The sequence below is a fragment of the Rahnella sp. AA genome, from assembly GCF_002834385.1.
GTDB lineage: Bacteria > Pseudomonadota > Gammaproteobacteria > Enterobacterales > Enterobacteriaceae > Rahnella.
The window spans coordinates 13,328-37,996 of sequence record NZ_PITQ01000018.1; the positions used below are offsets into that span (position 1 = coordinate 13,328).

Annotated in this window: 22 protein-coding genes; 1 reads left to right on the forward strand and 21 read right to left on the reverse strand. The window is 58.2% G+C overall.

Going from position 1 to position 24,669, the window contains the following annotated elements:
• Positions 1-231: 231 nt before the first annotated feature.
• The 8 genes from repA to CWS43_RS26065 form a co-directional block, all read right to left on the reverse strand.
• Entirely contained in the window at positions 232-483 is a 252-nt protein-coding gene (gene repA, locus CWS43_RS26030) for a replication regulatory protein RepA (RefSeq protein ID WP_101080052.1), read from the reverse strand.
• Between the two features lie 168 nt (positions 484-651).
• Entirely contained in the window at positions 652-1,176 is a 525-nt protein-coding gene (locus tag CWS43_RS26035) for a phospholipase D family protein (protein ID WP_369825956.1), read from the reverse strand.
• A gap of 14 nt (positions 1,177-1,190) precedes the next feature.
• The gene (locus tag CWS43_RS26040) at positions 1,191-1,457 is read right to left on the reverse strand and encodes a hypothetical protein (RefSeq protein WP_101080054.1); all 267 of its coding nucleotides are present in this window, start codon (positions 1,455-1,457) and stop codon (positions 1,191-1,193) included.
• A 53-nt stretch (positions 1,458-1,510) separates the two neighbouring features.
• Entirely contained in the window at positions 1,511-2,305 is a 795-nt protein-coding gene (locus CWS43_RS26045; RefSeq protein WP_101080055.1) for a thioredoxin domain-containing protein, read from the reverse strand.
• Between the two features lie 79 nt (positions 2,306-2,384).
• Positions 2,385-8,288 (reverse strand): conjugative transfer relaxase/helicase TraI, encoded by a 5,904-nt coding sequence (traI, locus tag CWS43_RS26050; protein ID WP_101080056.1) that lies wholly within the window; start codon positions 8,286-8,288, stop codon positions 2,385-2,387.
• Entirely contained in the window at positions 8,285-10,906 is a 2,622-nt protein-coding gene (traD, locus tag CWS43_RS26055) for a type IV conjugative transfer system coupling protein TraD (RefSeq protein ID WP_101080057.1), read from the reverse strand. Before traD ends, traI begins: the two co-directional genes overlap by 4 nt.
• An 83-nt stretch (positions 10,907-10,989) precedes the next feature.
• Entirely contained in the window at positions 10,990-11,412 is a 423-nt protein-coding gene (locus tag CWS43_RS26060) for a hypothetical protein (RefSeq protein WP_101080058.1), read from the reverse strand.
• Positions 11,413-11,472: 60 nt separating this feature from the next.
• Positions 11,473-11,820 (reverse strand): hypothetical protein, encoded by a 348-nt coding sequence (locus CWS43_RS26065; protein ID WP_101080059.1) that lies wholly within the window; start codon positions 11,818-11,820, stop codon positions 11,473-11,475.
• On the opposite strand from CWS43_RS26065, the gene CWS43_RS26070 reads away from it, so the two are divergent.
• Positions 11,819-12,052 carry a hypothetical protein gene (locus CWS43_RS26070; protein WP_157825440.1) on the forward strand — a complete coding sequence of 78 codons (234 nt, stop codon included), beginning with the start codon at positions 11,819-11,821 and terminating at the stop codon, positions 12,050-12,052. The two genes, CWS43_RS26065 and CWS43_RS26070, sit on opposite strands and share 2 nt — an antisense overlap.
• Here the strand turns inward: CWS43_RS26070 and traT are convergent.
• The 13 genes from traT to traU form a co-directional block, all read right to left on the reverse strand.
• Positions 12,042-12,776, reverse strand: a complete 735-nt coding sequence (traT, locus tag CWS43_RS26075) for a complement resistance protein TraT (RefSeq protein ID WP_101080061.1) — start codon at positions 12,774-12,776, stop codon at positions 12,042-12,044. The two genes, CWS43_RS26070 and traT, sit on opposite strands and share 11 nt — an antisense overlap.
• Before the next feature lie 129 nt (positions 12,777-12,905).
• Entirely contained in the window at positions 12,906-13,475 is a 570-nt protein-coding gene (locus CWS43_RS26080) for a hypothetical protein (protein WP_101080062.1), read from the reverse strand.
• Between the two features lie 22 nt (positions 13,476-13,497).
• Positions 13,498-16,650: a conjugal transfer mating-pair stabilization protein TraG gene (gene traG, locus CWS43_RS26085; protein ID WP_101080063.1), complete on the reverse strand. Its 3,153-nt coding sequence runs from the start codon at positions 16,648-16,650 to the stop codon at positions 13,498-13,500.
• The gene (gene traH, locus CWS43_RS26090; protein ID WP_101080064.1) at positions 16,643-18,010 is read right to left on the reverse strand and encodes a conjugal transfer pilus assembly protein TraH; all 1,368 of its coding nucleotides are present in this window, start codon (positions 18,008-18,010) and stop codon (positions 16,643-16,645) included. Before traH ends, traG begins: the two co-directional genes overlap by 8 nt.
• On the reverse strand, positions 18,007-18,390 hold the full coding sequence (locus CWS43_RS26095; protein ID WP_101080065.1) for a hypothetical protein: 384 nt from the start codon (positions 18,388-18,390) through the stop codon (positions 18,007-18,009). The genes traH and CWS43_RS26095 overlap by 4 nt, the downstream gene beginning before the upstream one ends.
• Positions 18,391-18,557: 167 nt before the next feature.
• On the reverse strand, positions 18,558-19,199 hold the full coding sequence (gene trbB / locus CWS43_RS26100) for an F-type conjugal transfer protein TrbB (RefSeq protein WP_101080066.1): 642 nt from the start codon (positions 19,197-19,199) through the stop codon (positions 18,558-18,560).
• Positions 19,196-19,417, reverse strand: coding sequence for a hypothetical protein (locus CWS43_RS26105; protein ID WP_101080067.1), 222 nt, complete (start codon positions 19,415-19,417; stop codon positions 19,196-19,198). The genes trbB and CWS43_RS26105 overlap by 4 nt, the downstream gene beginning before the upstream one ends.
• Positions 19,410-19,886 (reverse strand): hypothetical protein, encoded by a 477-nt coding sequence (locus CWS43_RS26110; RefSeq protein ID WP_101080068.1) that lies wholly within the window; start codon positions 19,884-19,886, stop codon positions 19,410-19,412. The genes CWS43_RS26105 and CWS43_RS26110 overlap by 8 nt, the downstream gene beginning before the upstream one ends.
• Positions 19,887-19,969: 83 nt before the next feature.
• Positions 19,970-20,347 (reverse strand): hypothetical protein, encoded by a 378-nt coding sequence (locus CWS43_RS26115; protein WP_101080069.1) that lies wholly within the window; start codon positions 20,345-20,347, stop codon positions 19,970-19,972.
• 13 nt (positions 20,348-20,360) lie between these two features.
• Positions 20,361-21,158, reverse strand: a complete 798-nt coding sequence (traF, locus tag CWS43_RS26120; protein WP_101080070.1) for a type-F conjugative transfer system pilin assembly protein TraF — start codon at positions 21,156-21,158, stop codon at positions 20,361-20,363.
• Positions 21,158-22,990 carry a type-F conjugative transfer system mating-pair stabilization protein TraN gene (gene traN, locus CWS43_RS26125; protein WP_101080071.1) on the reverse strand — a complete coding sequence of 611 codons (1,833 nt, stop codon included), beginning with the start codon at positions 22,988-22,990 and terminating at the stop codon, positions 21,158-21,160. The genes traF and traN overlap by 1 nt, the downstream gene beginning before the upstream one ends.
• Positions 22,987-23,616, reverse strand: coding sequence for a type-F conjugative transfer system pilin assembly protein TrbC (gene trbC, locus CWS43_RS26130; protein ID WP_101080072.1), 630 nt, complete (start codon positions 23,614-23,616; stop codon positions 22,987-22,989). The genes traN and trbC overlap by 4 nt, the downstream gene beginning before the upstream one ends.
• Positions 23,617-23,625: 9 nt before the next feature.
• Complete coding sequence (gene traU, locus CWS43_RS26135; RefSeq protein ID WP_101080073.1) at positions 23,626-24,618, reverse strand: conjugal transfer pilus assembly protein TraU; 993 nt, start codon at positions 24,616-24,618, stop codon at positions 23,626-23,628.
• Positions 24,619-24,669: the final 51 nt, after the last annotated feature.

The following is a 24,669-nucleotide window of genomic DNA, read 5'->3' on the forward strand; positions in this document are numbered from 1 at the left end:
TATACTCCCTGCATAGAGCAACAAACTCTATACAGTTTTAGTGAGCCCCGATTATCTTAGTCTCCCGCCAAAGTGATAAAGATATTCGGGGTTTTTGCTTTTCTGGGCCTGCAAAACTACCTCTCAGCACCCATTACCTGCCACCTTACGGCGTGGCCAGCCAAAAAATACCTAACTGATCAGCAATCTAGCACTACCTGTTATCACATGCAAGAATGTCAACCCATCCACTTACTTAGCCCGTTCAGCTTCACGCTTAATTAAGCGCTGAAGAACATCAGCCTGGCTAACGCCTTCTTCTTTACACATCTCCATCAGCATGGCTTTTATATCCGGCTCAACAAAGACTTTAATTTCTTTTTGGTTTGCACGCTTACGGGCAATTGAAGCCAACTGCCGTTCAGTTCCCGATAAGGGTTCTCCTTTCCGGTACGCACGCTTGGTTTTCGATGAGGAAGTGACTGTATCTGTGGTTTGCGGCATTTCGGCCTCCCCAAGGATCTGAATATGATCATTTAAGGAAGCCTACTATAGTTTCAATAAATCAGCAGCATAAAATGCATTTCGACTCCCGTTGGCGCGGGATGAGGCGGAAATGCAGTGAAAATGTGAATCACGCCACTCTGAAAATCACCTACTGACGGTTCATCGTCAGTAGGATGAAACCCAGTCTTCCCCCACCGCCCAGCGAGACTGCCAGTGAGCCAGGTAGGTTTGTGCCAGCTCAGGCACATCGTGCAGTACCAGAGCATTTTCCGAATTCGACCGCGCAGCAGACAACGTATAGTTATACGACCCTGTCTCAACTGTTTGATTATCTACAATAATCACCTTGTCATGCATGATTTTAAACTGGCTGACGGTACGCACAGGGATCCCCGCATTGACGAGTAAATTTATCGCGGCCACACTGGCTTTCCCGCGATTACCGTCCTCATCCAGTACCACCTGGACGTCGACGCCCCGTTTCTTTGCCCCGACCAGCGCACCGGCAATATCGGGCGAGGTAAACGCGTAGCCCATCAGACGGATGCTTTGCTGCGCCTCATCCAGCGTCTGCATAACCAGTTGGTGTGCGCTGCCTTCAGGTGAGAATCCCACCTGCAGCGACGGGGTGGCCATCGCGGCAGGCACGGACGCCACCAGTACGGTGGCCAGTAAAGCCGCCCTTATCATCCTGTAATTTCTCATCACTTTTCCTCTTCATAAGGCAACGGAAAGGTGCCTGCTGACACGCTGGCGGTCAGCAAACAGAAGGAACCTTCACCGCAGGACGCGTCCCAGGTCAGGTTTTCCGGTGTGGTATGGGCCAGCCGTGCGATGGCTACCTTCAGCGGATCATGGTCAAGCCCCGGACGGGTTTTGAAACACACCCGCTGATGCTCGGTGCCAGAATCCGTGAACATGAAGCCATGCAGGCCAAAAAACGAAATCATCAGTACATTTTCACCGTGCATTGTGTGTCCTCCTGTCCCGCAGCGGGCCGGTCTCTGCCCGCTGCGGGACGTCATTATTTCAACGCGTTGCTGATGGCCTGCTGCATCACCTGGGCGGACACCACGCCCGGAATGACCGTTGTGTTGTCAGCCGTCGCGTTCTCTGCCGGCATCACGATGATCCCCGGCGTACCGCTGAGGCCCAGTAACTCAGCCAGCGCACTGTTTCCCGCGATCAGCGCGTCTGCGGCGGCGTTGTTCGCCGCGTCTTCCTTGCCCGCGCCGGCGGCCGTGGCCACCTTTTCAATGTCGTCCGCCGTGAGCTTCCCTTCGTTATGGCCGGTGCGGTAAATCCCGTTGTGGTAGGCCATATAGGCATCAGCCCCCTTATCTTTCCAGATGGCCAGCCCGCGGTGTGACGCCTGCGTCGATTCCGGGTAACGCCCGGCAAAAATTGTCCAGTCCCGGAAGGCAAACCGCACGTCCGGGTTGCTGGCCATGACCTGCTCCATCGTCGGGGCCATCATGCTGCAGGCGATGCATTCATAGTCGAAAAACTCCGTCACGATCACCTTCGCGTTCTGCGGGCCTTTCACCGGCACGCCGTCGAGCTGCATCAGCAGCCGGTGTCCCTTCAGCGCCGACTGCGTCTGCAGCTGTGCCCGGAGAGCCGCCTGCTGCGCCTGCAGTTTTTTGCTCACGTCGATAAGCACCTGCGGGTGGGCCACCAGGTAGTCTGCGGCAATCTCGCCGATGCGGGCCTGCTGCGCCGGGGTAAAATCATCCGGCGCGGCGGCGCTGGCGTGAACGGAAATCAAGGGAAAACTCAGGGCGAGCGAAAGCGCCGCCGCGTTAAAACGGATTGTCATGATAATGTCTCGTAATAGGCATACCGGGATGACCGGTAAAGAAATGGAAGGCCGCGTGCGGTCTGAACCGCCGGGCGAATTAACGTTCTTTCTGAATATGGCGGTGAGTCTCGTGCGATATCTCCTGTGGTTCCGGCTCCCGACCCCGGCCTTCCGGCGGCAGCGACAACTGTCCCTGTTTTTCCAGCTCGCGCGCCGCGCTGGCCAGCGCTTTTTCTGACAGGTCGTTGTGCGGGTTTTTCACGGTGGCCTGCGCTTTCTCCTGTTCTGCCTGCACGTAGCGCAGGGCATCGGTGGAAACCACACTGCCCTGGGCGTTCTCCGCCGGCAGCGCCGCACCGGCGAACTGCCCGGCGCCGGAAAGCGTGGCCAGCACGGCCTGAACCGCGCCGCTGTTGTCCTGCAGGGCGTCGTTTTGGGCCAGCATCCCGGAGGCCTGGCGGATAAGCGCGGTGTAGTCCGGCAGCTTTTCGCCCGGCAGCACCGGAATTTGTTGCTGCAGGGTCTGGACCACCTGATCAATCAGCCGGGCCGAGAGCACCGCTTTTTCATCGCCATCCGGCACCGCGTTCACGGCAGGCAACGAAGGCGTCTCTGCCGAAAACGCACGGGCTGCATCCCGCATCAGCGCCGCAGTATCCGGCGATTGCGGTTCCTGAAGTAAATGCTCTGGCAGCGCAGGGTGCGCCGCTTCGATAGCCCGGAGCGCCTGACGAAGCAACGCCGCCTCCTCTGCCGGACGCTCCTCCACCGGCAGGTCTCGCAGCAGGACCTGCAGCTCCGACTGCACCAGACTGAGCAGCGTGGCATCCGGCCTGAACGTCCGGTCAGTCACCCCGCCCGCCACTTTCAGCAGCTGCGCCGACGGCATCTGCCGGCCGGTGAGCAGCAGCACGCCGGTGGACGGATTCTCCCGCGCCGCCGAAAGCGCCTGCTGCACATCGCTGACCACCAGCGTGTCGCCGTTCCGGCTTTTTTGCATCACGGCGGCCTGCGCCCCCTCGGTGGTCAGCTGACGTACCGGCCCGGTGCGTATCTGGCCGCTGTCGGCCTGCAGCGGGAACATCGTCAGCCCGGCCGTTTTGCCGTTGCCGTCATACACCGGTAACGCCAGGTGCGGCATCGGGTATTTTTTGGTCGGAGGAATGATCCGCGCCGTGACGGGGTTGTCTTTCAGGCCCTGCTCCCGCAGGTAGGCCCGGCCAATCGCCGTTTTCCCCACCGGCTGCCCCATTGCCCAGATGCTCCTCGCCTGCGCCCGCTCGGATTCCGGGGTCAGCGCATCGTGGGCCGTCTGCGGGGTTTTATCCTGCTGCCGCAGCGTCTCGACCCAGTTGCGCAGGCCGTCCGTGTAAATCTGCACATGGTCGCGGGCACGCGAGGCGTTAATGTAAAAGGCCCGCATGCCGCTCATCCGTTCACGCGCCCCCTCCGTGCCCTCCAGCGCAATCACATAGTCCGCGCTGGCCCCCTGTGCGCCGTAGCCGGTGACCGCCCAGGCATAGTCGACGTGCTGGTCAGCCAGGGTCGTCTTCGGCGTAATGACCTTCTCACCGCCGGCGTTTTTGAGCACCACCTCGCCGTTATCGCGCAGGGTCGCCACGCGGTACTGCTCATGGGCATCATGACCGGCCTGTTTTTGCGTCTTGCTCATGCGCACGCTGTCCCCTTCACGCAGCTCGATGTCCCGGTGGTTGAACACCTCAATTTCGGTGGCATTGAGTTCCGCCGGTGAGTAGTACTGCAGACGACCGTTCTCATCGCGCAAAAACACCCGGTCCGTGCCCTTGTCCACGCCGGTCACGTTCAGGTAGCGCTCGTTGGCCAGCACCACCTGGCCCGCTTTCCAGTCGCTGATGCGGTTAAAATCGTGCCGCCCGCCGGTAATACGCTCCAGGATAGGGATTGTGACGGCCTTATCGCCCACCTCTTTGACCGCCACCATCGCCCGGTGAATGCCGGCATTGATGTCCCGCCGGTCTTCATGCAGCTGCACCACAATCAGGGTCTGCGCGCGGGCCTCCGGGGTACGACTCATGTAGTCCCGGACGATCGCGTGCACCGGCGTTTTGGTTTCAATCACTGAGCCTGCCGGCGGCAGGGCGTTACCCTGACGCGGCACCGCCTGCGGCGACACCCGCTCAATTTTCTCAAGTGCCGCCCCGGCTTTATTTTCAATGACGCTGTAGACCGCAGATTTGAGGTCGCTGTTGCGCTGGCGGACGATTTCATTCATGACGGCCACGTCGATGGCACTGCGCTCCTGCATCAGCGTGAACGGTGCACCGCTTTCCGGTGACTTCAGCTGGCCGGTGTCGCCCACCGGCACGGCGCGGCCCTCCCCGCGCGTGATGGCCCGGTAGGCGGCGGCGGTGTCCTGGTTACCCACCATCGAGGATTCATCAATCAGGAACAGCGTATTGCCATAGCGCACGTCTTCCCCCGCCGCCGTGCGCTGCTGCCAGTCCACCACAAACGACTTGATGGTCTGCGCCTCGATGCCGACGTCGCGCATTTCCTTGACAGCGCGGTGGGTGGGAGCCAGCCCGACAATCAGCGGGCGTTCCCCTTCCGGCAGGGTATCCAGCGCGGCCTTCACCGCGCGGAACTGGGTGGTTTTCCCCACGCCGGCATAGCCCTGAACGGCCGTAAAGCGGTCGGCACTTTGCAGAATAAGCGTCGTAGCCGCCTTCTGGCCGGCGGTCAGGCCCGTGAGTAAGCCGGGGTTAATCGTCGCCATCAGCGGGGTCTGGGTATTTTTACCCGCATCAATCTCCCGGATGATGGCCTTTTCCATCTCCCAGGTGGCCCGCCCCACAAATCCGCTGCCGTCGGCGACCTTCACCGGGATGAGGTCACCCGCGTTAACCTGCCGGTCCACCTCGGCCCGCAACGCCCCCAGATTATTGAAAAATGAGCCGGCCTGTTCCAGCAGCTTCACCTCTGAAAATGCCACCTCCTTCATCTGGGCAACCGCCCGCGATACGGCTTTTTGGGCGTCCGTCATCAGCGCCGCGTTTAAGGCCGACAGCGCCTCTCCGGTCTCTTCTTTACCACTGACCTGGCGGACTAACGCCAGCGGAGAACGGGTGGTGCGCATGCGTCCCAGTTTCTCCTCCGCCTTGTTCTGCGCCTCGCCGGTAAAGATTTCCGCCTCATGCCCCGACTGAGCCAGCGCGTTCATGATGTTGCCGGACAGGTCGCGGGCGTTGAGGCTGGCCAGCACGATACCGCGCTCATTGTCGCGGCTCCCCGGCGCGCTGACGTAGCCATGCGTCAGGTACAGCGGCCGGTCAGTCGCGACCTGCAGCGGCTTTTTCTGGCCATCGCGCTGCACCGTTAATTTTCCCTCATTGACGGCGGTGACCGTCAGACGGTCGCGGGATTTCAGCCCGTTGGTCTTGTCAGCGGCCAGGGCAAACAGCTGCTCGCCCTGCGCGATGTGCAGCTGTTCACGGGTGAATAACCGCCAGTCGCCGGTCAGTGCGCTCAGCTTGACGCGGCTCAGTACGCCGTCGCTGTCGATAAGTGACACCATGCGTTTCTCCTCATGCACCTGATCAACGGTATAGTGATGGGTCTGATGTTTGTCCGACCGGTCTTCCAGCACCATTCCCGCCCGGTACGTGGCCGGGAGCAGGCGCTCCTTCGCGCTGGCGTACACCGGCGTCCGGGCTTCGACGCTCACGCCGTCCCGCTCAAGCTTGCCGGCGTTTTGCAGCGCGTCGCGAATGATGCCGGTCAGATGGTGTTGCTCGCGGGCACCGGTGACCACGGCGGTCACGGTGGTGTCCGGTGAACTCAGGTCGGCATAGCGTTCCGCCAGGGCCTGGTAACGGTCGCGCTTATCACCGATGCTGATAACCCGTGCCTCCAGTCCGGGTGCGGGTTCCGTCAGGCCGTGGCGGCTCACACCTGCAGAAGACAGTACCGACAGGGCGTTAGCGTTAGACTGCTTGCCGGCGCTGTCCAGGAAGATAAGCTGCGCGTCTTTTTCCTTCGCTTCGCCGCTCAGGACCAGCATTTCCTTCAGCCCGAGGCGTTCTGCGCTCTCCACAATCAGGGTGCTGTGCGGGGACAGGCTAAAGCCCTTATCCAGCACGCGGCTGCGGTACAGGATGTCGGCTTTCAGCAGCGGGGATTTACCTAAACTCAGTCCCCGCTCGGCGGAGCTGGCCAGCACCTTCACCTCGCGGCCATGCTCACGTGACATTGTCACCAGTTCTTCGGTCACCTCACGCAGGCGGCCGATGGAAGCCGGTGCGTTGAGAATGGCCACCGGCGCAAACTCCACGGCTTTCAGCCTGTCCGGCGTCTCCTTATCCGGTTGCCGGAAACTCACGACTTTCCCTTCTTTCACGATATCCGTCGCCAGTGCCTGCACCGACAGCTCATCGAGCAGGTGAATTTGTGAGGTAAACACGCCTTTATCCGCGTCCAGCGGGGCCAGCAGGTTTTCCCCGATCGCCCGGTCAATCGCCTGGCGAATATCACCGATGTCCTGCTGTGATTCGCCGGCCTCATGCGCCGTCATCAGCAAATCGCCGTAGGTGAAACGGGTGCGGGTGTCGCTGAGCACCGAAATCGCCGTCCGGACGGCCTGCATGGCATCCGGCGGCAGCGGGCGCTCCGCCGCCTGCTCAGGCGGGACGGCACGCGCCTGCGCGTCGTCCATCACCTCCCGGATATCGAAGTTCAGGTCACGCATCTGCTGATCCCAGCGGGCCTGCAGCCGGTTACGCCCGGCCTGCGTTTCCGGTTTGGCTATCGGAAGTTCTGCGGGCGTATTCTGGCCAGGGTTCTGACTCAACCGCTCAGGCTGTTCCGGCCCGGACGGACCGGTGATCGCGTCCAAAGCCGGTGACCGTTCAGCAGGGGCTTTTTCTCCGATCACTGCGGAAGTTGCCGGCACCTCACGGACCTCATCCCCGATTTGTGCGGCAATTCCGGTTTCGCCAGGCGTATTCTGGCTGTGGGGTTCTTTCTCCGGTACCGGCTGTTTTGGCATCACTTCAGGCGTCAGTGACGGAGCATCCGGGATGCTGTTTTCACCGGTGACGGCGGTTGTCGCCACCTCGCGGGCAGCAGGGGGCATTGTGGCGGGCGTCTCCGGAGACGCAAGGGTCGGCGCACCCGGTGCGTGCGGTTCATCCAGCCCGTAGCGGCTGATATCGACCTTCTTTTGCCGCGTGTCTAACGCCGCCACGTCGCGGCTTTTCAGCGAGGCTTCATCGCCGACCTGGGCGGCAATTTCACGGTGACGGGACGAAAACTCTTCCAGCACCGCCTCCGGGAAGCCTTTAATTTCCCACAGCTCATGCTTGCCGCCGGTGAGTTCCGTTTCGTAACCCAGCGCCTCCGCTTTCCCTCTCAGGCTGTTGCGGTAGATTTTGCCGAAGCTGACCTGATGGCGGTACATGGTCTCGATAAATCCCGCCCCGTAGATGTAGTCGGTGGCCAGCGCCTTCCATTTCCCGTCCAGTTCGGTCACGTTGGCCACCACGGCGTGGGTGTGGATGGCCGGATCGAGATTGCGGGAAGTGTCATGGGTAAAGAGCGCCGCCACCATCTTGCCGGTCGGCACAATAGAGGTGATCCCCTCTTTCGTGTCGCGGGCTGAAATGGTCTGTTCCATCACGGCCAGCGTTTCCCTGACCGCCTCAATGTGGGCCTGCAGCAGGCGTTTATCGCCGCCGGCCAGTATCAGCATCGAGACGCTTTTCGGCGCAGAGAAGGTGAAGTCGTGTCCGGGCCGGTGAACATGATTGCCGGACACTTCCTTGCCCAGCTCCACGCCGTTGGGCAGGCGGCCATGCAATAAATCGGTGAAGGCGTCGAGGTCGACTTCCCCTTGCAGCCCCAGCTCGCGGGCACCTTCCCCCAGCCACTGGCTCTGCAGGTCGTCGAGAAAATAGTAGTTATCTTTGCTGCTGTAATAGCCCGCCGCGTCTGCAGCAGACGCAACAGGGGCAACGGTCATCATCGTTCAAAGCCTCCGGGTTCGTGGTGTTCATCCATGTGCTGGTAAGCGTCATAGTCATCGCGGTGTCGCAAAATGTTCTGTTCCTCCTCTGCCATTGCGCGGTTCGCCGCGCCGTACTCGTCCGCCAGGGCGTCATCGAGACTTTCCGGGGTATCTTTGCGGGCACCAAGCGTGCGCAGGACAAGTTCACCCTTTTCGTTCTCTTCCACGTCCATCTGCAGATCCGGCGCTTCCCCCTGTGCCTCTGCCGCCGCCGGGTCTTCGGCGCCGTCCGCTGCAGGCACCGGTTTACGGCTTTTTTGCGCGAGCATTTCCAGGGCACTGAGCCGGGCGACAGGCACTGCAGGCTTCACCTCAACCGGCGGGATTTTCGCCGCAACCAGGGGCTGCTGTGGTACAGGCGAGGTTTGCGCCGGAGCAGCACGCGGGGTCGCCGGTGCGGGTTCGTCCGGTTTGATCGATACCGGCTCAGCAGCAGGTGTTTTCCCCGCCGCCGGTTTCAGTCGCGGCGTAAAGGGCCGCACGTTGCTGGCCGGTTCCGGGGCGACGGCGGAGTCTGCCCGGACAGGGGCTTCCGCCACCGGCGGTGCTACGGGGGGTGTTGCCGGTGCTTTCGGTTTCTCAACGGTTGGCTGAGGGGGTGAAACGACGGTGGCCACACTCTCCTGGACGGGGGTTGGAGGTGCAGGGCTGACTTTCGGGGTCACCGTCGGGGGTTGGGGTGGTTGAGTGACATTTTCCGGTTCTGCCGTGGCCGGTTGCCCTTCCCGCATTTCGTCGCCGGTCGGGAAGGCAATGCCCGCCGTGCGGGTGGCCTGCTCATTCTGGCTGATGATGCGCTCCAGTTTGGGGCTGAGTACATCGTTGAAATCGCGCTCAACCAGCGCCTTGTGGTACTTCTTCTGTTTACGGTATTTCAGATCCATTTTCACGACCGGGTACTCCCCCGGCAGCCGGGCATAGAAACGCAGGTTCGGCATCGACATGATCTGGTCATAATCGACCACCGGCTCATTGACCTTGTCGCGGCTGATGGAGATACCGTCACGGATTTGGTCAAGACCGTAGCTGTTCTGCTCCCGTGCCTCACGGCGGCGCTGGTGTCCCAGCTCGTCCTCAACCATTTTGGCCACTTCTGCGCTCGGCGAACGGCCGTAGAACCGGGTGTTGGTCAGGTCAAAAATAGATTTGCCCAACTCGCGTCCGTACACGTTGATAAGCTGCGGCATGTTCTGGATGCCCAGAGAAAAGCACCCGCCGAATTTGCGGCCTTCCGCCAGCGTCTCAGCAAATTCCGGGATTTTTTGCAGGCTGGTCACTTCATCAATGACGAACCACACCCGCCGGTCTGGGTCTTCCCCCATGCTTTGCAGATAAATCGTGGCCATCGACAGCCACATCGACAGCAGCGGGCGAACCGACTTGCGATGGCGGGCCGTGGTGGAGATAAACAGCCAGCTTTTGTCGTACTGCGCGTCGGTCATCCACTCCCGGATGCTGAACTCAGGTTTACCTTCGTGGTCAAGCCCCTGCAGGTAGCGCAGGGCTTTGGCGTAGTTGGTGACCACCGAGCGGATCGAGATGGCCGTTTTCTCAATTTTTTCCTCCACCAGGTTGGCAGAGGGCGTATTTTTGAGAAATTCGCGCAGGGTTTTCAGGTCAATCGACAAAAGCGCTGTCAGGAATTTCTCAATACTGCGATCGCTGTGGGAGGCAAACTGCATTGCCGTGTCGCTGAAAATGGTGCGCGATGAGGACACCCAGAACGGGTCGGACTCGCCCTCCACCGGAATAAGTGAGGCAGTCAGGTTCTCGTAGTCCACCACCTGCTGCGCTTCCCTCCACAGCACCCAGTTCTCGCAACGCTTGTCGTGCGCATTGAGGATTTTGTCGATACGTTCGTCATAGTGCGTTTCGATAAAAGTGCCGCCGGAGTCGTAAACAATCGCCCGATCCCCCCGTTTGCGTATAAAGTCGAGCAGCCAGCGGATAAGGGTGGATTTACCGACGCCGATAGTGCCGTGGATCAGATAATTCATCACCTCGGCATTCCTGACCATGTGCAGGCCGCCAATCTGCAGGTCAGACATCTGTCCGGCCTTTTTCAGCTGCCGGTTAACGCTGGCCACATCATCCGTCAGCGTCATGCCAGAGATATAGGTGTCTTCACTTTCCTTCTTGCCAATACGGCCGATATACCAGGCAATCACGCTGAACAGCAGCAAACAGACCGTGCCGCAGCCGGCGGCGCTCAGCTTCAGATTGTTTATCAGCTGGCCGCCCATTGACTGCATCCAGGGGTCGGCCAGCAGCTGGGCCAGCGTCAATTTGGTGGTACAGAGCGCGGGACCGGGATTGCAGTGCCAGCTGATGTCCCAGGTCGCCGGACTCTTCGGGTTCATCAGCGGCACAAAGCCGGAGAAAAATCGGCCAACCCAGTACCAGTAACCGTTATTGAGCACATCGGCGGCGGTGACGGCCCAAAACACACCCGCCGTCGACAGGACAAAGAGCAGCAAAACCCAGTTAAATATCCACTGGTTGACCTGGGCAAACATACGCAGGCGGTAGGCCGTCATCTGGCCCCCCTGCGTGAGGTACTTCGGTGTAAAACTCATGGTTCAGCTCCGGCAAGCGCACAGGCAAAAGCCGCCCGGACGGGCAGCGCAGGGATCGTCAGAAAAAGAAACGGGAATGGAATTCAGCGGGAAGACGAGGACGTCTTGTTATCTTTAAGCGTCAGGCGGGATACCCAAACGCAGCTGGCGATAAACACGAGCAGGCCACTTCCCTGAAGCGGAGTACTCCAGCAAAGGCTGAAACTCACGGCGATAAATGCCGTCAGAAGGGCCACCAGAAGATGGGATAACACCAGGTATCGGCCAGCAAATCGAATAAACAGCATCAGGCCCAGTGCGGCTACCCGCTTTCGCTCAGGGACCAGGGGTAATATCACCCCGACCAGTGCGACCAGACTGCAAAGATTCGCCGTATACGCATCGGTGAGTTGCTGAGGCCCCCACTGGCTGCGCAGCGGCACAGAAAGAACCAGCCTGACGCCAGCAAAGAGCATGACTGCCCATCCCCAGAACAGCACCCGTTTTCGGGTCTGAAACAAAATCATTTGATTTCTCCCCCTCATTCTCACGCCACCCACTGCATTGCGTGAGAAAACGAAGGCAACTTAGTGAAACGACGTCGGATTACGGGGTGCCGGTGGGTTACTGTACTGGGCCTGAATGAGTGCGCCCGCCGTTCTGAACAGGAAGAACACGGCGTGTATCGCGGCCACCGTGACGGATGATAAAAATGCGCCGACCGCCAATACCAGCATGATCAGCAGGACAACCGGCAATGCATCCGGGAGCAGCGTGTTGCTGTCCGGGTGTAATGCCAGTGAATACGTATACAGATAACTGTCGTGCATAATGAACTGCAGCAGGGAGACGCCGTGAAACCACAGCACAAAGGCGCTCCAGATGAAAAACAGGGAAAACCAGGCCATCAGGCCACGGGCACGTGGGTATTGCATGATGAAATCCTTCAGATTGAGGGGTTCAGCGACAACGCTCGCCGCAGTCCGGATGCGTTTTTTGCGTCTGGACGAGGAAGCGGAATATCACGAAAGGAAAGCGGGCACGGTCACCGTAACGTTAAACGGCAGCGCCCTGGTACGGTATGTCAGTGAGGTAGCGAACATGGCACACGGGCGTGTGCCATCAGGGAAAACGAAGACAGCGGGCTGGCTTCAGGTCAGTTCATGATCCCGGCAACGGATTTGGCCAGCTGGGCTTCCAGCACCGGTTTGGCTTCTTCAAACTTCAGGTTAACCTTGTTGGCGTTGGATACCACACGCGTCTGGTATTTCATACGGTTGCCTTCCTCGCTGCTGGTCTGCACTTTCACCCCGGAGGTTCCCTGGCGTAATGCCGCCACGTTATCCGTCGTGACGGTCGCTTTGCTGCGTTCGGAGATCTGCAGATCGGTCACCATTGTATAGTTGGTGTCTTCCACCATCGCATCAGCGGCCATACCGGCCAGCCCGGTGGCTAAACCTACGCCCAGAATGGCACCACCCGACGTGCTGTTGTAAGCAGTGATGCCCGCGCCGAGTGCGGCACCGGCTGCGGCACCTTCATACCCGGTGGAGAGCAATCCCTGAGCCTGACGCAGGTCCATTTTTTCGGCCTTCAGCACGTTGGCCTGGATCCAGTAATAAGCAGAGTCCGGGGAGGAAGTGACGTTATAGCCTTTTGCCCGTAAATCCTGGGCCAGAAGGGACTGCAGGTCACCCATGTCTTTATCAGAGGTGTTGCGGATCTGAATATAGACCGTTTTTTCACTGGAAGGCTCTAACCAGACGGTCTGACTCATCTGGGTTTTGACCTCAAGATTACGTTTTTTGATGGCGGTACTCATCGCGCTGCAGCCGGAAAGTACCATGCATGAGACGACAACAGCCGCCACAAGAGAATTGCGGTTTTTCATTTACTGTTTCCTTGTCAAAAAAGTACGGGGCAGGCGCTCCCCGAATCATAGCTATTGAAATGAAATCTGAGGGGAGAAACCCCTTCATTTATAGTTGCAGAAGGGGTATCGGCAGTACGGAGACTTAACTTAAATCTTTTTGATCAGTTTGCTGATTTTTTCGAGGGCCAAACCTGCACCCAAGCGGTTGATTTCAGATGAGACTAAAATGCTAGAAACAATAAAAAGTAATAGCAGCAGGGCAGGCACTGCTATGGCAAACCAAGCAGATAAACCAGAAAGCAAACTACTTATAATCATCAAAGTACAGAATGTGATGATTGATTTGCGAACAATTTTTGCAAGATGACTTACTACCAGCGAGTTGTTTCTCACGTCTAAGGGCAGAGACATATATGTGAGCTGGTTATAATATGTCATTAAAAAAACCAGCAATCCTACAACTACAGTTATTGCCAGCAAGTACCAGCCTTCTGAAAAAAGGAAATCTATGAATCCGTTCACAGAGGCATCTTCTTCATTAAAAGAAGCGTAGAAAATCACAGTACTCAAAATACTCAAAACAACAGAAAAGAAAGGAATAACAGCACTCCTTTTCATCAATTCCGTTGCTGTGGGAATTTGTCGATGATTAGAATCTAAGCCGTTTATTAGAAGGTCAATATCTGCTTCAACTTGTGCTGCAGTTAGGTTTCCCATCTCTGTTCTTCCTTAAAATATATCACGAGGCTTTTTTCTGCTGCTCTCGAAGCTCTTTGAGTTTTGCCTCAAAGTTCTTAGTTTCTGCATGATCAAAACCTGGTTTGGTTTGCCTAATATCCTCTTCGGTGCGGCCAATTTGCTGACTTCTCACCGCACCCTGATGCTCTCCTTTTAATATATCACTGGATGCCTGAACAGGGGTTTTGTTTTCATCTATTTTTCCGCCATTTTCTCTGAGGGTTTCTGAATTTGCAGATCTTTGTGCTTCAACCTGCCCCGCCACGTTATCCGGAATACCTGCACTCGCCGCATGCGCCCTCACTTTCTCAGTTGCCGCATTATAATTATCCGTCATTGCTGCTGACGGTGGACCACCCTGCACATTGAGATTTCTCTCCTGATTACGCAGGTTAACATCACCGCCACCGGTCAGGAATCGCCCTGCTCCCGATCCCTGAGATGCCCCGTAAGCCTGGCCCGGAACACTTCCCGGTGACACATCCGGCGTACTCTCAACCGGCAATGTCCGTTGCGGGTCAGTTACCGCCAAACCACGGGAGCCGGTGACATCGCTCTGCTGGCTGCCGACCACATCACTGGCTCCATAAGGCACGGGGATAGGGTCACCGGACGCAGTATATTGCGCCGCGACCGGCCCGTAACTCAGTGTCCTTGATGGCGTCAGAGGTTGTGTGTTGATCTGATCCGTTCTTGCACCGTAATTTTGCATAATTTCAGGCTCCAGGCGCTCCTTCATGAACTCAGTCGCCGCTTCACGGGCTGAGTTAACGTTCGTCAGGATACCCTGCGCATTATTGCCAAATTTTGCCGTTGTCCAGTCCACAAACTCCTGATTGTAGTTGGCATCCAGGCTTGCACTCTCGTTTTGTGCCAGCGTGGCCATCCGGCTGAACTCCTGACTTCTTGTGCTGCTGTCGGTGTACTGATGGTACTGGCTTTTCGCATCATTGAGCGTCGCGGCATACTGTTCAACCTGAGAATTAGACTGGTTATCGGTCTGATTGCCTGACTCGCTCACACGCGAAGACGTCACTATATCCATCCCCTGACGGAAGTCCCTGACCGTCTGGCTGTTTTCGTCATGACGGAAATCTTTCCCTTCTGAGCTGGTATCCTGTGTGCCGTGTGCGCTGCCCGAGGTGTGCCGCCAGTCCGTATTGATATGCGTCTCTGCGCCGCCACTGAGGCCCGTTGCCCATGAGCCCAGTTTCCCGGCAATCTGATCGCCGGAATCAAACTTCACGTTAGCCGAGGCACCGGCACCACCGGAACCCTGATTGGTGATATCCATCAGATGGTTGTAAGCCTCCTGCGTAGAAATGTTATGGGCTTTACCATAGCTTTCAGCCGCTGACATCATCATGCTTGCCCCCCGTGTCGCATTAGTGGCCTGTGCGCTTTCACTTGCCTGCGTCATAGAAGCACTGTTACCGCTCTGATGGGTCATCTGGTTCAGTTGCTGGAACCCGCTTGTAAGACTGTGGTTATACCCATCTAGCGCCGTTTGCGCATCCTGCCGGGCCTGCCGTGATTGCTCCTGGAAACCGCTGCTTGCCAGCGAACTGAGCCGCATACTGACCGGCAGGTTTGAAATGGCCTGCGTGGTGTCATAGACGTTATGGCCATCAGCCGTCTGCGTACGCATCCCGCCATTTTCCAGCTGATACGCCTGCTGACCTAAGCGCTGCGACAGGTTGGTGTCAAATTTGTTGGCATTGACGTTATCCATCGACATGTTGTTAAACGACCAGTTCCCGTCAGCCGTCGTGGATGCCTGCCCGCTGGCGGAGAACGCCGCCGAACTCATGACCCCGCCCACCACTTGCGAAACCACGGAGGCGGCCCCTTTTGTCAGGAAAAACGACAGTATCGGTATCGACATGCTGAGGTAACCGGCGATATTGGCCACATCAGAATGCTGCAGCGCAATGCGGTCCTGGTTAGCCAGTACCAGTGCCGTGGTCCCGGTTTTCGACTGCAGGTAAAAATTGGCCAGAGAATTAAGGATGGCGTACATGATGGGCCACATCTGGAAATACAGGAACCCGCCGACGTAGAGCTTCAGCGTGTTCAGGCCAAAAATGGCGTGGTTGGTGAGGGCCAGCACCATCACCAGCGGAAACAGGCCGATCAGAATCAGCATCATCAGTGACTGGAACATCGGCAACGTTTGCGACGCAATCGCGCCGCCTGTCGCCCAGCTCAGCCGCTGTTTGGTCATGCTGGACTCCGTCGCCAAGTTGAGCAGGTTGGCCGTATCCGATGAGCGGGCGGCAAACCCTTTCCAGCCGTCGCGGATAGCCGCATTGGTCACGTTGTTACGCATAATCTGGGAGGCGCTGAGGCCGCCGGCGTAGAAGAATCCGTAGCTTTCGTCCATCGCCGTACTCAGTAACGCGTCGGCATTGACCTTACTGCCAAATACCCGCGTCGCCATATCGTGCCAGCTGACACCGCCGATCGAAATGTCACTGCCCATCAGCGTTTTGATTGTCGATGCGGCCTGCAAACAGGTCACAAATTGCCGGGTGCCGCTGACCGTCTGGTAAATCCCCCGCAGCGGGCTGGGGTTGCTGGTGATAAGCGTCAGCGGGTCGGTGCTGTTCAGCAGCTGGTTAATGCTGTATTTCCCGTTAAGCAGGATGTCGCCAATCACGCAGTTTTCAACATAGTCCGTCAGCATCTGCGCAAGCTGCGGATTTTGCGTATGAAAATTCGAAGACTGCGCGATGACCTGGGAACCGAATAACATGCCGCTCTTGGTATAAGTCAGCGAATCCGGGCGTGCCAGGGTGTAGTCATACAGTTGTGCTACTCCGAAGCCGGCGCCGGTGGTCAGCCCCGCAATCATCGCCAGCCCCAGCGGGACGTTGTCCACTTCGTACACCGCAGCGGAGTCTGTGATATCAATGATTTGCACTGAGCGTTTTGGCACCAACAGCACGGACGTGATGAGCATGAATACCGCCAGCCAGTGGATGAATACGCGCAGATCCTGCGATTTAATAAACGATAACATCACTCCCAGCACGCCGAACGTGCTGGCCAGCCGCAGCAGGGTATCAAACGTATCGGTACCCAGTATCGTGACGACGCCGTTGAAAACCTGCCGCCACATATCGCCACCGAAGATTGTGTAGACTTCAGTCATTGTTATTCCCCCACCGGTAGTTGCTCTGATAGGACGTCGACACGACGGTCGACACCTGCTGCTGGAGGTACTGCATGTTACGGTCGATGCCATCCAGCGCATTCTGATCGGCCGCTGACTGCAGTTTCATGTTGGCGAGGAGCGTCTGCGCCTGCGCCACGTTCTGCCGCAGTTCCGCTGCGGCCTGCTCCGGGAAGTTTTTACCTGCCAGTGACTGGCTGGCCTGCTTCACCAGCTCCTGCAGGTATTGGATCATCAAATCCTGTGCAATGTAATCCGCCACCTGGATCAGGTAGGTCGGGCTTTGCCCCATGCTTTGCGAGTTGGTAAGGTATTTCAGGACGGGAACCGACGTCGTGTTAAGAAATCCCTTTTCCCGGTCGGATAATCCGGTGTCATCGGTCAGCTTCTGGTTCATGGAAATCATGATGTTCTGCACCATCGTCACCAGCGCGTTATCGCTGCTGATGGTGACATTGGTGACGGTCGGGCCTAAACACAGGTCGGGTTCATCGCAGCCATACACTTTCGCGGTTCCGCCCCGCATCAGTACGGTGATCACGTCGCGGTTATCGACCATTGGCGTCAAAATGGTGACCTGCCCGGCGCTGTTGAAGATGATGGAGCCGACGATGCTCATCACCAGCTCTTTCAATTGCCGGTTGCCGTCAAAAAGATGGTTGCGGCCGAGCGCATCCCAGATGAGGTTTTTGTTCTTCAGCACCTGGTCTTTTTGATTATCGGTTGCCCGGCCCGTGACGCTGTCCCCCTGCCCCCCGACCGTGCATCCCTGTCGTGACGAAGCCCAGTCGGAAAAGATATTGTCGTCACCGGCAATGTCCTGACAGATTTTCTGGTTGGAGAGCTGTGAGACGGGCCAGAGGCCGCCGATGATCCCCTGCGCTGCCTGGCAGGAACTCATGTTGGCCGAGTTGACGTCAGAGGCGAGTTTCTGCAGGAAGTCTTTCGCCTGTTTCAGCTCCGGTACCATCGTCTGCAGGGCAAGATCGAAAGCATAGCCTGCCGCGTTGCTCATGATCTGCTTGGCAAAACGTTGGATTTCGTCGCCATTGATATAAGAGAACGCCCCCAGGTACGCATCGATGCCGCCGCACCCTGAATTCAGGGAAGGCACCTGCATTGAGATAAGTTGCACCTGTTTAACCGGATTACGCAGGTACACCGAACCGCCGGTGAAGTAACCGGCTGACTGTCCCTGCCACGCCTGGGCTTTTGAGACATTGCCGTCGTAGCCGAGGCTACCGAAATAACCGTTCAGGTCGCCCTGCACATCGGCGAATGCCGGCGCGCAAAAACACAGGGCGGCCAGCGTGCCTGTCACTATTTTTCTGATTTTCATAAATCTTTCCTTCGCACAAAGCCCACCTGTCGTGAACGCTTGCGGGTTGATTCGGTTTTCCGGTCAGTGCTGCGTATCCATACCGGTCTTCTGGGTTTTTCGATTGCGACCAGCACTATTGCCACCAGACTCCCCGCGCCGAACCCATCCGCCAACATCAAACACACCCAGGCGGGAAGATGCAGAACGAGGGAAAATGGCAGCTGATACTGATACATCGCCGGAATGTGCATAATTCGGTCAAACCAGATGTTTAAGCAGTACGCCAACAAAAGGGCAGCGATAAAAAAGACCAGGGCAAGCAGCATGAAGACGCCGGCCACCTTTTCCAAAAACGTGTGATCGGACACGCTTTTGTATTTCCTGTTGATAAGCGTCATAGCGGTTCTCACTGATGGTTCCCTGCACATCCGGAATAGCGCGACCTTACGGCAGTAGGCCGCCAGGCCAGGTCAGCCGGGGTAAGTTGTGGAGGGACATTAAAAAAAGTACACCGTGCCCTTGTCCGGGCTGGCTTTTTGGAGGATGCGGTTTTATCCGACTGGCATTACTGCTGCGTGACACCCTGACTGGTGGGAACCGGCCCCAGCGTATCGGAAGGCAGGTGATCAATATCAGCCTCGATCATCAGGGCCACGCGCTGGCTAAAGGTCGCCATATCGGTATCGCCCTGATAGAGCGGATAGGCCGCGATGGTATCGTCCGGCCGGAGTGCGGCGACGTTGACCAGAAAAGTCGTGGGCGTAGCGATGGGCAGGCCATTGCCAAAAAACGTCATGATTTCACCGGCGAGCGGTTCATTCGCGCCCCGCTTGCGGGGAATGAGTGCCACCGGAAAAGCAGTGTCGCCGTAACCGTCGAGCGTGTAGGGGTAGACTTTCAGGCCCACCTCATCAGACCACTGCTTAAGCTTCGGATCGAACTTCGCGCTGTACTGACAGCCGCGCTGCATAAACACCACCACGGCATAGTTGTTCAGGTTGACTTCGCGCCCGTCGGTCAGCGTCATCATATGCGGCGTCCGGGCGGCGGGAATGCGCGTTTGCGGCAATCCCAGGTCGGGCAATGCCGGTGCCCAGTTCGCCTGTGTCTTCGATTTTTCCAGCGCCGCAATCTGGTCGGCGACGCTCGCGTGCCCGGCCAGCGGCAGCATCAGGCAAAAGACGGGCAAAAGCTGACGGAGTGTCATGGTTTCGCCTCCCGGTTCGGTTTGTGCAACCGGCGTGTCTTACGGTGTGCGGCGATTTCAGACGCGATGAGTACGACCAGAGCCAGGATAAGACTGGCGAACGTCGAAAAGACCAGCACCCGCTGGGTCAGCGCCGGCGAGTAGGCCAGCAGCTCACTCAGGCAGTTGGCGATAATGCCGAGCAGAAATAACACGGCGACAGCCGGCAGGTTATTCATGGTTTGGCTCCTTATTCTCAGCGCGTACGGTAATGCCCCGTGTCGCGACAGGCGGGCGCCACCATCCCCGGAACGCGATACCGGCGGTGACATAAAAGGTTGCGTAAATCAGGGTAACCAGCCCGTAGAACGTCAGAAGGCTATGATTGAAGCCGGCGATATAGGTGTCGCGGCTGACCTGTTCGGGCAGGCATAAGTACGGTGACTGCGGCTTAACCGGCTGCGGTATTGCCCGTGGGTTCACCGACAGTGCCTCCGGGAGGGGCGGACAATCCCACACCTTTTCCGGTGCCGTCCCCCTCACCAGCATTTCAGCCTGACTGACCAGAAACGTCCCCGGAGAGGGCCACGCGCTGAAAAAGAGAAAGAGTGAAAAAATGAAGACCGGCCCGATGACGAGAATATCGACCAGTAACCTGAACGTCGTCCAGCAGGCTCCGGCACCCGTTTTGAGCGCTGAATATTGCATAGGAAATCCTTTGTTAAGCACACAGGAAGAGAAGAAAACAGGACGGTGGAACGGCAACGCTTAGGCAGGCTGTCAGTGATCAGTCATGCCGCGTCCCAATAGCTAATTTCGGTTTCAATCGCGTCAGTAATGTCATCGTCACTGACTGCGTTAGCCTGCATGGCGGCCAGCTTTAGGAATTTCTCTCTGATGGTGGCCTGACTAAACCATCGCCCAAATTCTGGCGTCCAGCCCTGACTGTCACCGGGGAAGGCCTGTTTAGCCAAATCCTCGGCCAGTTCATAAAGCAGGCCGTCAGCCGAGATAATGGCGGTGTTTCTCAGAAATCCTTTGATGTCACGCTTACGCCAGTATTGGGAGGTATTTGAGTTGCAGATGTCCCGAAAACGCAGTTCCCATGCCCGAATAAAACGTTTGTGAATGGACTTGTTCATATCGCCTCGTTCAGAAATTTCACGCATTGCATCACCTCATTTAGAAGTTGGGTTTAAAGCCGGTGGCCACGTTCAGAAAGCGCTTCGCCAGGTCATCCTGCGTCATAAACCCGTAAGCCAGCGGTCGGAAGTCGCGGGATGCCGGGTTAACCAGAAACAGCGCCGGAAAATGGCTGATGCCCATCCGGGCGCTTTGCCCTTCGTCCTGCCGGCTGTCCGGCACCTGCGGGGAAACCTGACCGTCCACGCTGACCGGAATAAGGGAGATATGCCGCGTGCGGGCAAAGTCCGCCACTACGCCGGCCATCTGTGCATCGATGGGGTCACTGCCGCGATAGAAGTAAAACATCCCGTACTGCGCCGACAGGTCGCTGATGGCCTGCGTCTGTTTGGCCTGATCGCTGGCCTGCTGCAACGGTGCGGTGCTGTTGTAGTGCGGGTGCTCGAGGTTGTAATCCAGGTCAGGGTGATCCAGCTGAGCCACAGCAAACGACTGACTGAACATCGAAGCGTGGTCTGTCCAGAACTTCTGCCAGCGCAGGAAGGTGGCCGTGTTTTCGCTGGTGGGGCTGAGGATGGCCCGGGCCAGCGCTTCCCGCGTGTACCCTTTGAGGACGTCCGCCTGTTCTGACGGTGACAGTTTGTTGAAATCCGGTGCCGGTGGAGGCGCGGCGGGCTTTGGGGATGGCAATTGCGCCGGTTTCTTCGGTTCGTTGTACCAGTGCCAGCCGGTGAACGGGTCAGCCGGCGTGATAACCGCATCAGCCGGTGCCGCCGTCTCATCAGCAAGCACCGGTAATGCCAGGCTGAGCAGGCAGGCAAGCCAGAGTTTTTTCATCATTTCCCTCCGGTTTGTGCGTTAACCTGCGCGGCGATGCGGTCTTTCACCTGCTGCACCATCACGGACGAGTCCGGGATTTTCTGGTTGGTCATCAGGTCGGTGTAGAAGTCCGCAAAGTTAATCAGGTCAAAGTTAATGTCCTGCAGCTCCGGCACGGTGATGCCCCGGCAGTTCGGCGAGTCACCGCTGCCAAAGCTGACACCCAGCTGGTCACGGCGCCCCTGCTCCTGGATGATGCGGGCCAGCTTGCCGCCGAACACGCAGTACACCTGTTTTTTCTGGATGCACACGCCCAGCACGGCGGTATTGCAGGCTTCGCCGACGCTGACGACCACCTTTTTCGCCTTGGCTTTGCCGATGGCCATCTCATCGCTGTTGCAGTTGGCCAGCCCCGCACTGTTCCCCCACCCGGAATCCACACAGCAGTTGGAGAATCCGGCCATCGCCTTGCGGCAGGACATGGCCTGTCCGGTGAACGCTTTGATGTTGATTTGATCGTTCGTCACATCGGCACCGGCGGACGCCAGCCCGGCGAGTTTCGCCACGGCGGTATCAAACCCGCTGTCACCGGCCCCGGTCGTGTCGTTGCAGTCGCCGGACATGCACAGATAATTGCCACCGCACAGTTTTCCCGTGGAGGTGTAGACCTGCTGGCACTGGTAGGTTTGCGAAACGTGCGAGCAGACACCGTTGGTGGTTTCCGTGCAGGACGTGGACGAGGCCGTGCAGCTGGCGTTGCTCATCAGGGAGCTGCAGGTCCCGTTTGTCGCGGCATTCACCTGATACGTATCCGTGTACTGCCAGCAATCGCTGTAAATCGTCTGGGTCTGTCCGTTGATGATCGTGGTCCGGTTACCGCCGGCCAGGGTGCAGGTGGTACTGGTTAACTGGCTGGTGGCCGGATCCACATTGCAGTTGGGGGCAGCCCAGGTGATTTCGGGCACCCAGACCTGCTGGGTGGCCTGTATCTGCACCGTTAAATTCCAGGCTAAGAATCCTCCCTGAAAGTAATCCAGGACAATATTCAGCCCGGACTTCGCGGTGATCGGTGCGGTCACGATGCCCGAATCCGGGATAACGACGCCGGCGGCGTTAATCGAAAAGCTTTGGGTATAGTCCCCGTTTTCGTTTTTCGTGGCGATGTCGTTCCCCCACAACTGCATATGACTTAAATACGTCGGCGCATTTTTGGAATGGAGGCTGAGGGTGGCACTCACCAGCGTCGCCCCTCCGGGGAGGGAAAACTGTGCCAGTACGCCGCCATTCGCCACGGTGTACACCCACGAAGTGGGGTCGACGGTGATCGTTTGTAACGTCGACTGGGTGACAAAATGCCCGCCCGCTGTGGCGATACGGATGCAGGTACCGGTGTAATTCGTGTCCCGGTCACAGGTGTAATTCTGGAAGGTGCTTTTGCTCACCGTCGTATCGGTACACTGGTCATAGGTGCCGCTGACGACGGCATCCGACGTACTTTCCGCATCCTTACCGGCGGTAATAAACGGCGCGCTGGGGTCAATGGTCACCGCCGGATTGGTGGTCCCGGCACTGATGATGGCCTGTCCGGCGGCGTTCTGGCCGAGTTCGGTCTGCCCTTTGTCACTGATCCCCCCGTCCCCCCCCTGCACCCCGCCGTAATAACCACTTTGTGACGGGTTTGCCGTATAGCCGGGGATCACATCGGACGGCGAGGTACTCTTCATGCCCGACGTGCCCTGGCTGCTGTTGGCTTTCCCGTAACTGGACCCCGCGCTGTAGGCATCGCTGACCGCATCGGCCTGCGCCCCCTGCATGCACAGCAATAACAGTGACAAAAGCAGACGCTTCATTTTTTACCCTCCCCCGTCTGTAGCAGTTTCGCCGCCGTGCCGGCACAGTCGCCGCGCTGCCGGACTTCTTCCAGCGCCTGCCGGATGGGCAGGCTGCCGTAAAGCACGTCAAATTTTCCGCTGCAGGTCACCACCAGCGCCGGTACCGCCTTGATCCCGAACTGCTGGTAAAGCGTCGGGTCAATCTGCACGCCGGCTTCTTTGTCCTTTTTGGACAGCTCAAACATCACGGAGGCGGTTTTGCGAAAGTCGTTATCCAGCAGGCCGCGCAGCGTGGCCGGGATGCCAAACCGGCGGGCATCGGCGAGCATCGGCAGCAGGCCCTCTTCGGGAATGCCCAGGCTCACGAAGTACACCGCCAGCGGCGTGGGCCTGTCAGCGCTGTTCTGGTCAGCCTGCGAGGCAGCAATGTCGTTTTGCAGCTGTGAAACCTTATTTTGCTGTGCCGCTGGCAGGGTGATGTTCATCCCCTTCAGCTGCGCCTGGAACTGCTCGAGTTCCGTTTGTTTTTGCTTCATGTACGCCCGGTCGCCGGCGGACACGGTGGGTTGCTCCGCCGCCTGCACGGATTGCGCACAGAGCAGCGCGGCGCTGAGGGTCAGCGCCGTTATCAGGAGTCTGTTCATGGATTGTCCTTACAGGAACACGCAGTTACGCTTTCGCCACATGAGGTAGCCGAAGTTCTTCTTGGAGGTCGGGGCGTTGTGTATCGACCCCCACAGCTGGGTGGTGGTGCCAAACGGGTGGCAGTCGCTGGGTTCGGGGTACATGTTCACCATCTGGTAACGCCAGCGGGATTTCGGGATGATCGGGGACGGATATTCAAAACACACGGCGGTATCCGCCCCGACCGTCTCCATCACCAGCCCCTCCCGGTGCAGCTTGAACGCCATCCGTTCGCTGACTAAAACCGACGCCTCGAGCGGAGAGTATTCGTTGCTGGTATAACCGGTGAAGGGGTACATCGACCCCTGTGCGCCCGCACACCAGAACAGCGCGTCGAGCGGTACACCGGCGGTGGAGGCCACTGAGTCGGCGGCGCAGGCGCCCTGAGCCAGCAGATTGGAGAACAGGCTCACTTCCGGGTTGATGATCATCGACAGGGTACTGTCATTCCACAGCGGGTCCACCTCGGAGAGGTAGGCAATGTCCATGTCACCGGTCTGCATGCAGCCGACGCTGGTGATGATATTGAGCCAGAAAATCAGCGGGTATTTGTACCAGTGAACGTGATAGAACGCGCCCGGCGAGGGCTTGTCACTTTGCCCACCCGTGCCGGTGCCGGTGCGGCCGAGGTCAATTTTAAACCCGCCCATGTTCACCATCACGCCAGGTTCACGGGTGACGTCGGTCAGGGCCATCGGTTCCCAAAAGCCGATCGCCAGTCCCAGACGGTATAAAATCCCCACAGGGCAGAGCTGGATGGGGGATGCGGGGTTGGGTGTATCAGGATGCCCCCCGGAGGCCAGCTGGATACTGCCCAGCGACATGGGAAACAGGCATCGCCAGCAGACGTCACTGATGGGGTTCACCCAGCGCCCGTCACCGGCATTCGCACTGACGGCCTGTGCGGGCGTGCACAACATGGCCGTCCAGATTAACGTGAGGCAGAGCAGGAGTTTTCGCATTCGCCCTCCTGGGGTCGGATATTCACCCAAAGAAAAATATATTTCAGGCTT

Coding starts and splice junctions, on each gene's coding strand:
- traF (WP_101080070.1), bottom strand. CDS start 21,158: ATGAAAAAACTCTGGCTTGCCTGCCTGCTCAGCCTGGCATTACCGGTG.
- traN (WP_101080071.1), bottom strand. CDS start 22,990: ATGAAGCGTCTGCTTTTGTCACTGTTATTGCTGTGCATGCAGGGGGCG.
- traH (WP_101080064.1), bottom strand. CDS start 18,010: ATGAAAATCAGAAAAATAGTGACAGGCACGCTGGCCGCCCTGTGTTTT.
- CWS43_RS26080 (WP_101080062.1), bottom strand. CDS start 13,475: ATGGGAAACCTAACTGCAGCACAAGTTGAAGCAGATATTGACCTTCTA.
- CWS43_RS26095 (WP_101080065.1), bottom strand. CDS start 18,390: ATGACGCTTATCAACAGGAAATACAAAAGCGTGTCCGATCACACGTTT.
- CWS43_RS26110 (WP_101080068.1), bottom strand. CDS start 19,886: ATGCAATATTCAGCGCTCAAAACGGGTGCCGGAGCCTGCTGGACGACG.
- traT (WP_101080061.1), bottom strand. CDS start 12,776: ATGAAAAACCGCAATTCTCTTGTGGCGGCTGTTGTCGTCTCATGCATG.
- CWS43_RS26045 (WP_101080055.1), bottom strand. CDS start 2,305: ATGACAATCCGTTTTAACGCGGCGGCGCTTTCGCTCGCCCTGAGTTTT.
- traI (WP_101080056.1), bottom strand. CDS start 8,288: ATGATGACCGTTGCCCCTGTTGCGTCTGCTGCAGACGCGGCGGGCTAT.
- CWS43_RS26105 (WP_101080067.1), bottom strand. CDS start 19,417: ATGAATAACCTGCCGGCTGTCGCCGTGTTATTTCTGCTCGGCATTATC.
- CWS43_RS26065 (WP_101080059.1), bottom strand. CDS start 11,820: ATGCAATACCCACGTGCCCGTGGCCTGATGGCCTGGTTTTCCCTGTTT.
- CWS43_RS26070 (WP_157825440.1), top strand. CDS start 11,819: ATGATGAAATCCTTCAGATTGAGGGGTTCAGCGACAACGCTCGCCGCA.
- traG (WP_101080063.1), bottom strand. CDS start 16,650: ATGACTGAAGTCTACACAATCTTCGGTGGCGATATGTGGCGGCAGGTT.
- traU (WP_101080073.1), bottom strand. CDS start 24,618: ATGCGAAAACTCCTGCTCTGCCTCACGTTAATCTGGACGGCCATGTTG.
- repA (WP_101080052.1), bottom strand. CDS start 483: ATGCCGCAAACCACAGATACAGTCACTTCCTCATCGAAAACCAAGCGT.
- trbB (WP_101080066.1), bottom strand. CDS start 19,199: ATGACACTCCGTCAGCTTTTGCCCGTCTTTTGCCTGATGCTGCCGCTG.
- CWS43_RS26115 (WP_101080069.1), bottom strand. CDS start 20,347: ATGCGTGAAATTTCTGAACGAGGCGATATGAACAAGTCCATTCACAAA.
- CWS43_RS26040 (WP_101080054.1), bottom strand. CDS start 1,457: ATGCACGGTGAAAATGTACTGATGATTTCGTTTTTTGGCCTGCATGGC.
- CWS43_RS26035 (WP_369825956.1), bottom strand. CDS start 1,176: ATGATAAGGGCGGCTTTACTGGCCACCGTACTGGTGGCGTCCGTGCCT.
- CWS43_RS26060 (WP_101080058.1), bottom strand. CDS start 11,412: ATGATTTTGTTTCAGACCCGAAAACGGGTGCTGTTCTGGGGATGGGCA.
- traD (WP_101080057.1), bottom strand. CDS start 10,906: ATGAGTTTTACACCGAAGTACCTCACGCAGGGGGGCCAGATGACGGCC.
- trbC (WP_101080072.1), bottom strand. CDS start 23,616: ATGAACAGACTCCTGATAACGGCGCTGACCCTCAGCGCCGCGCTGCTC.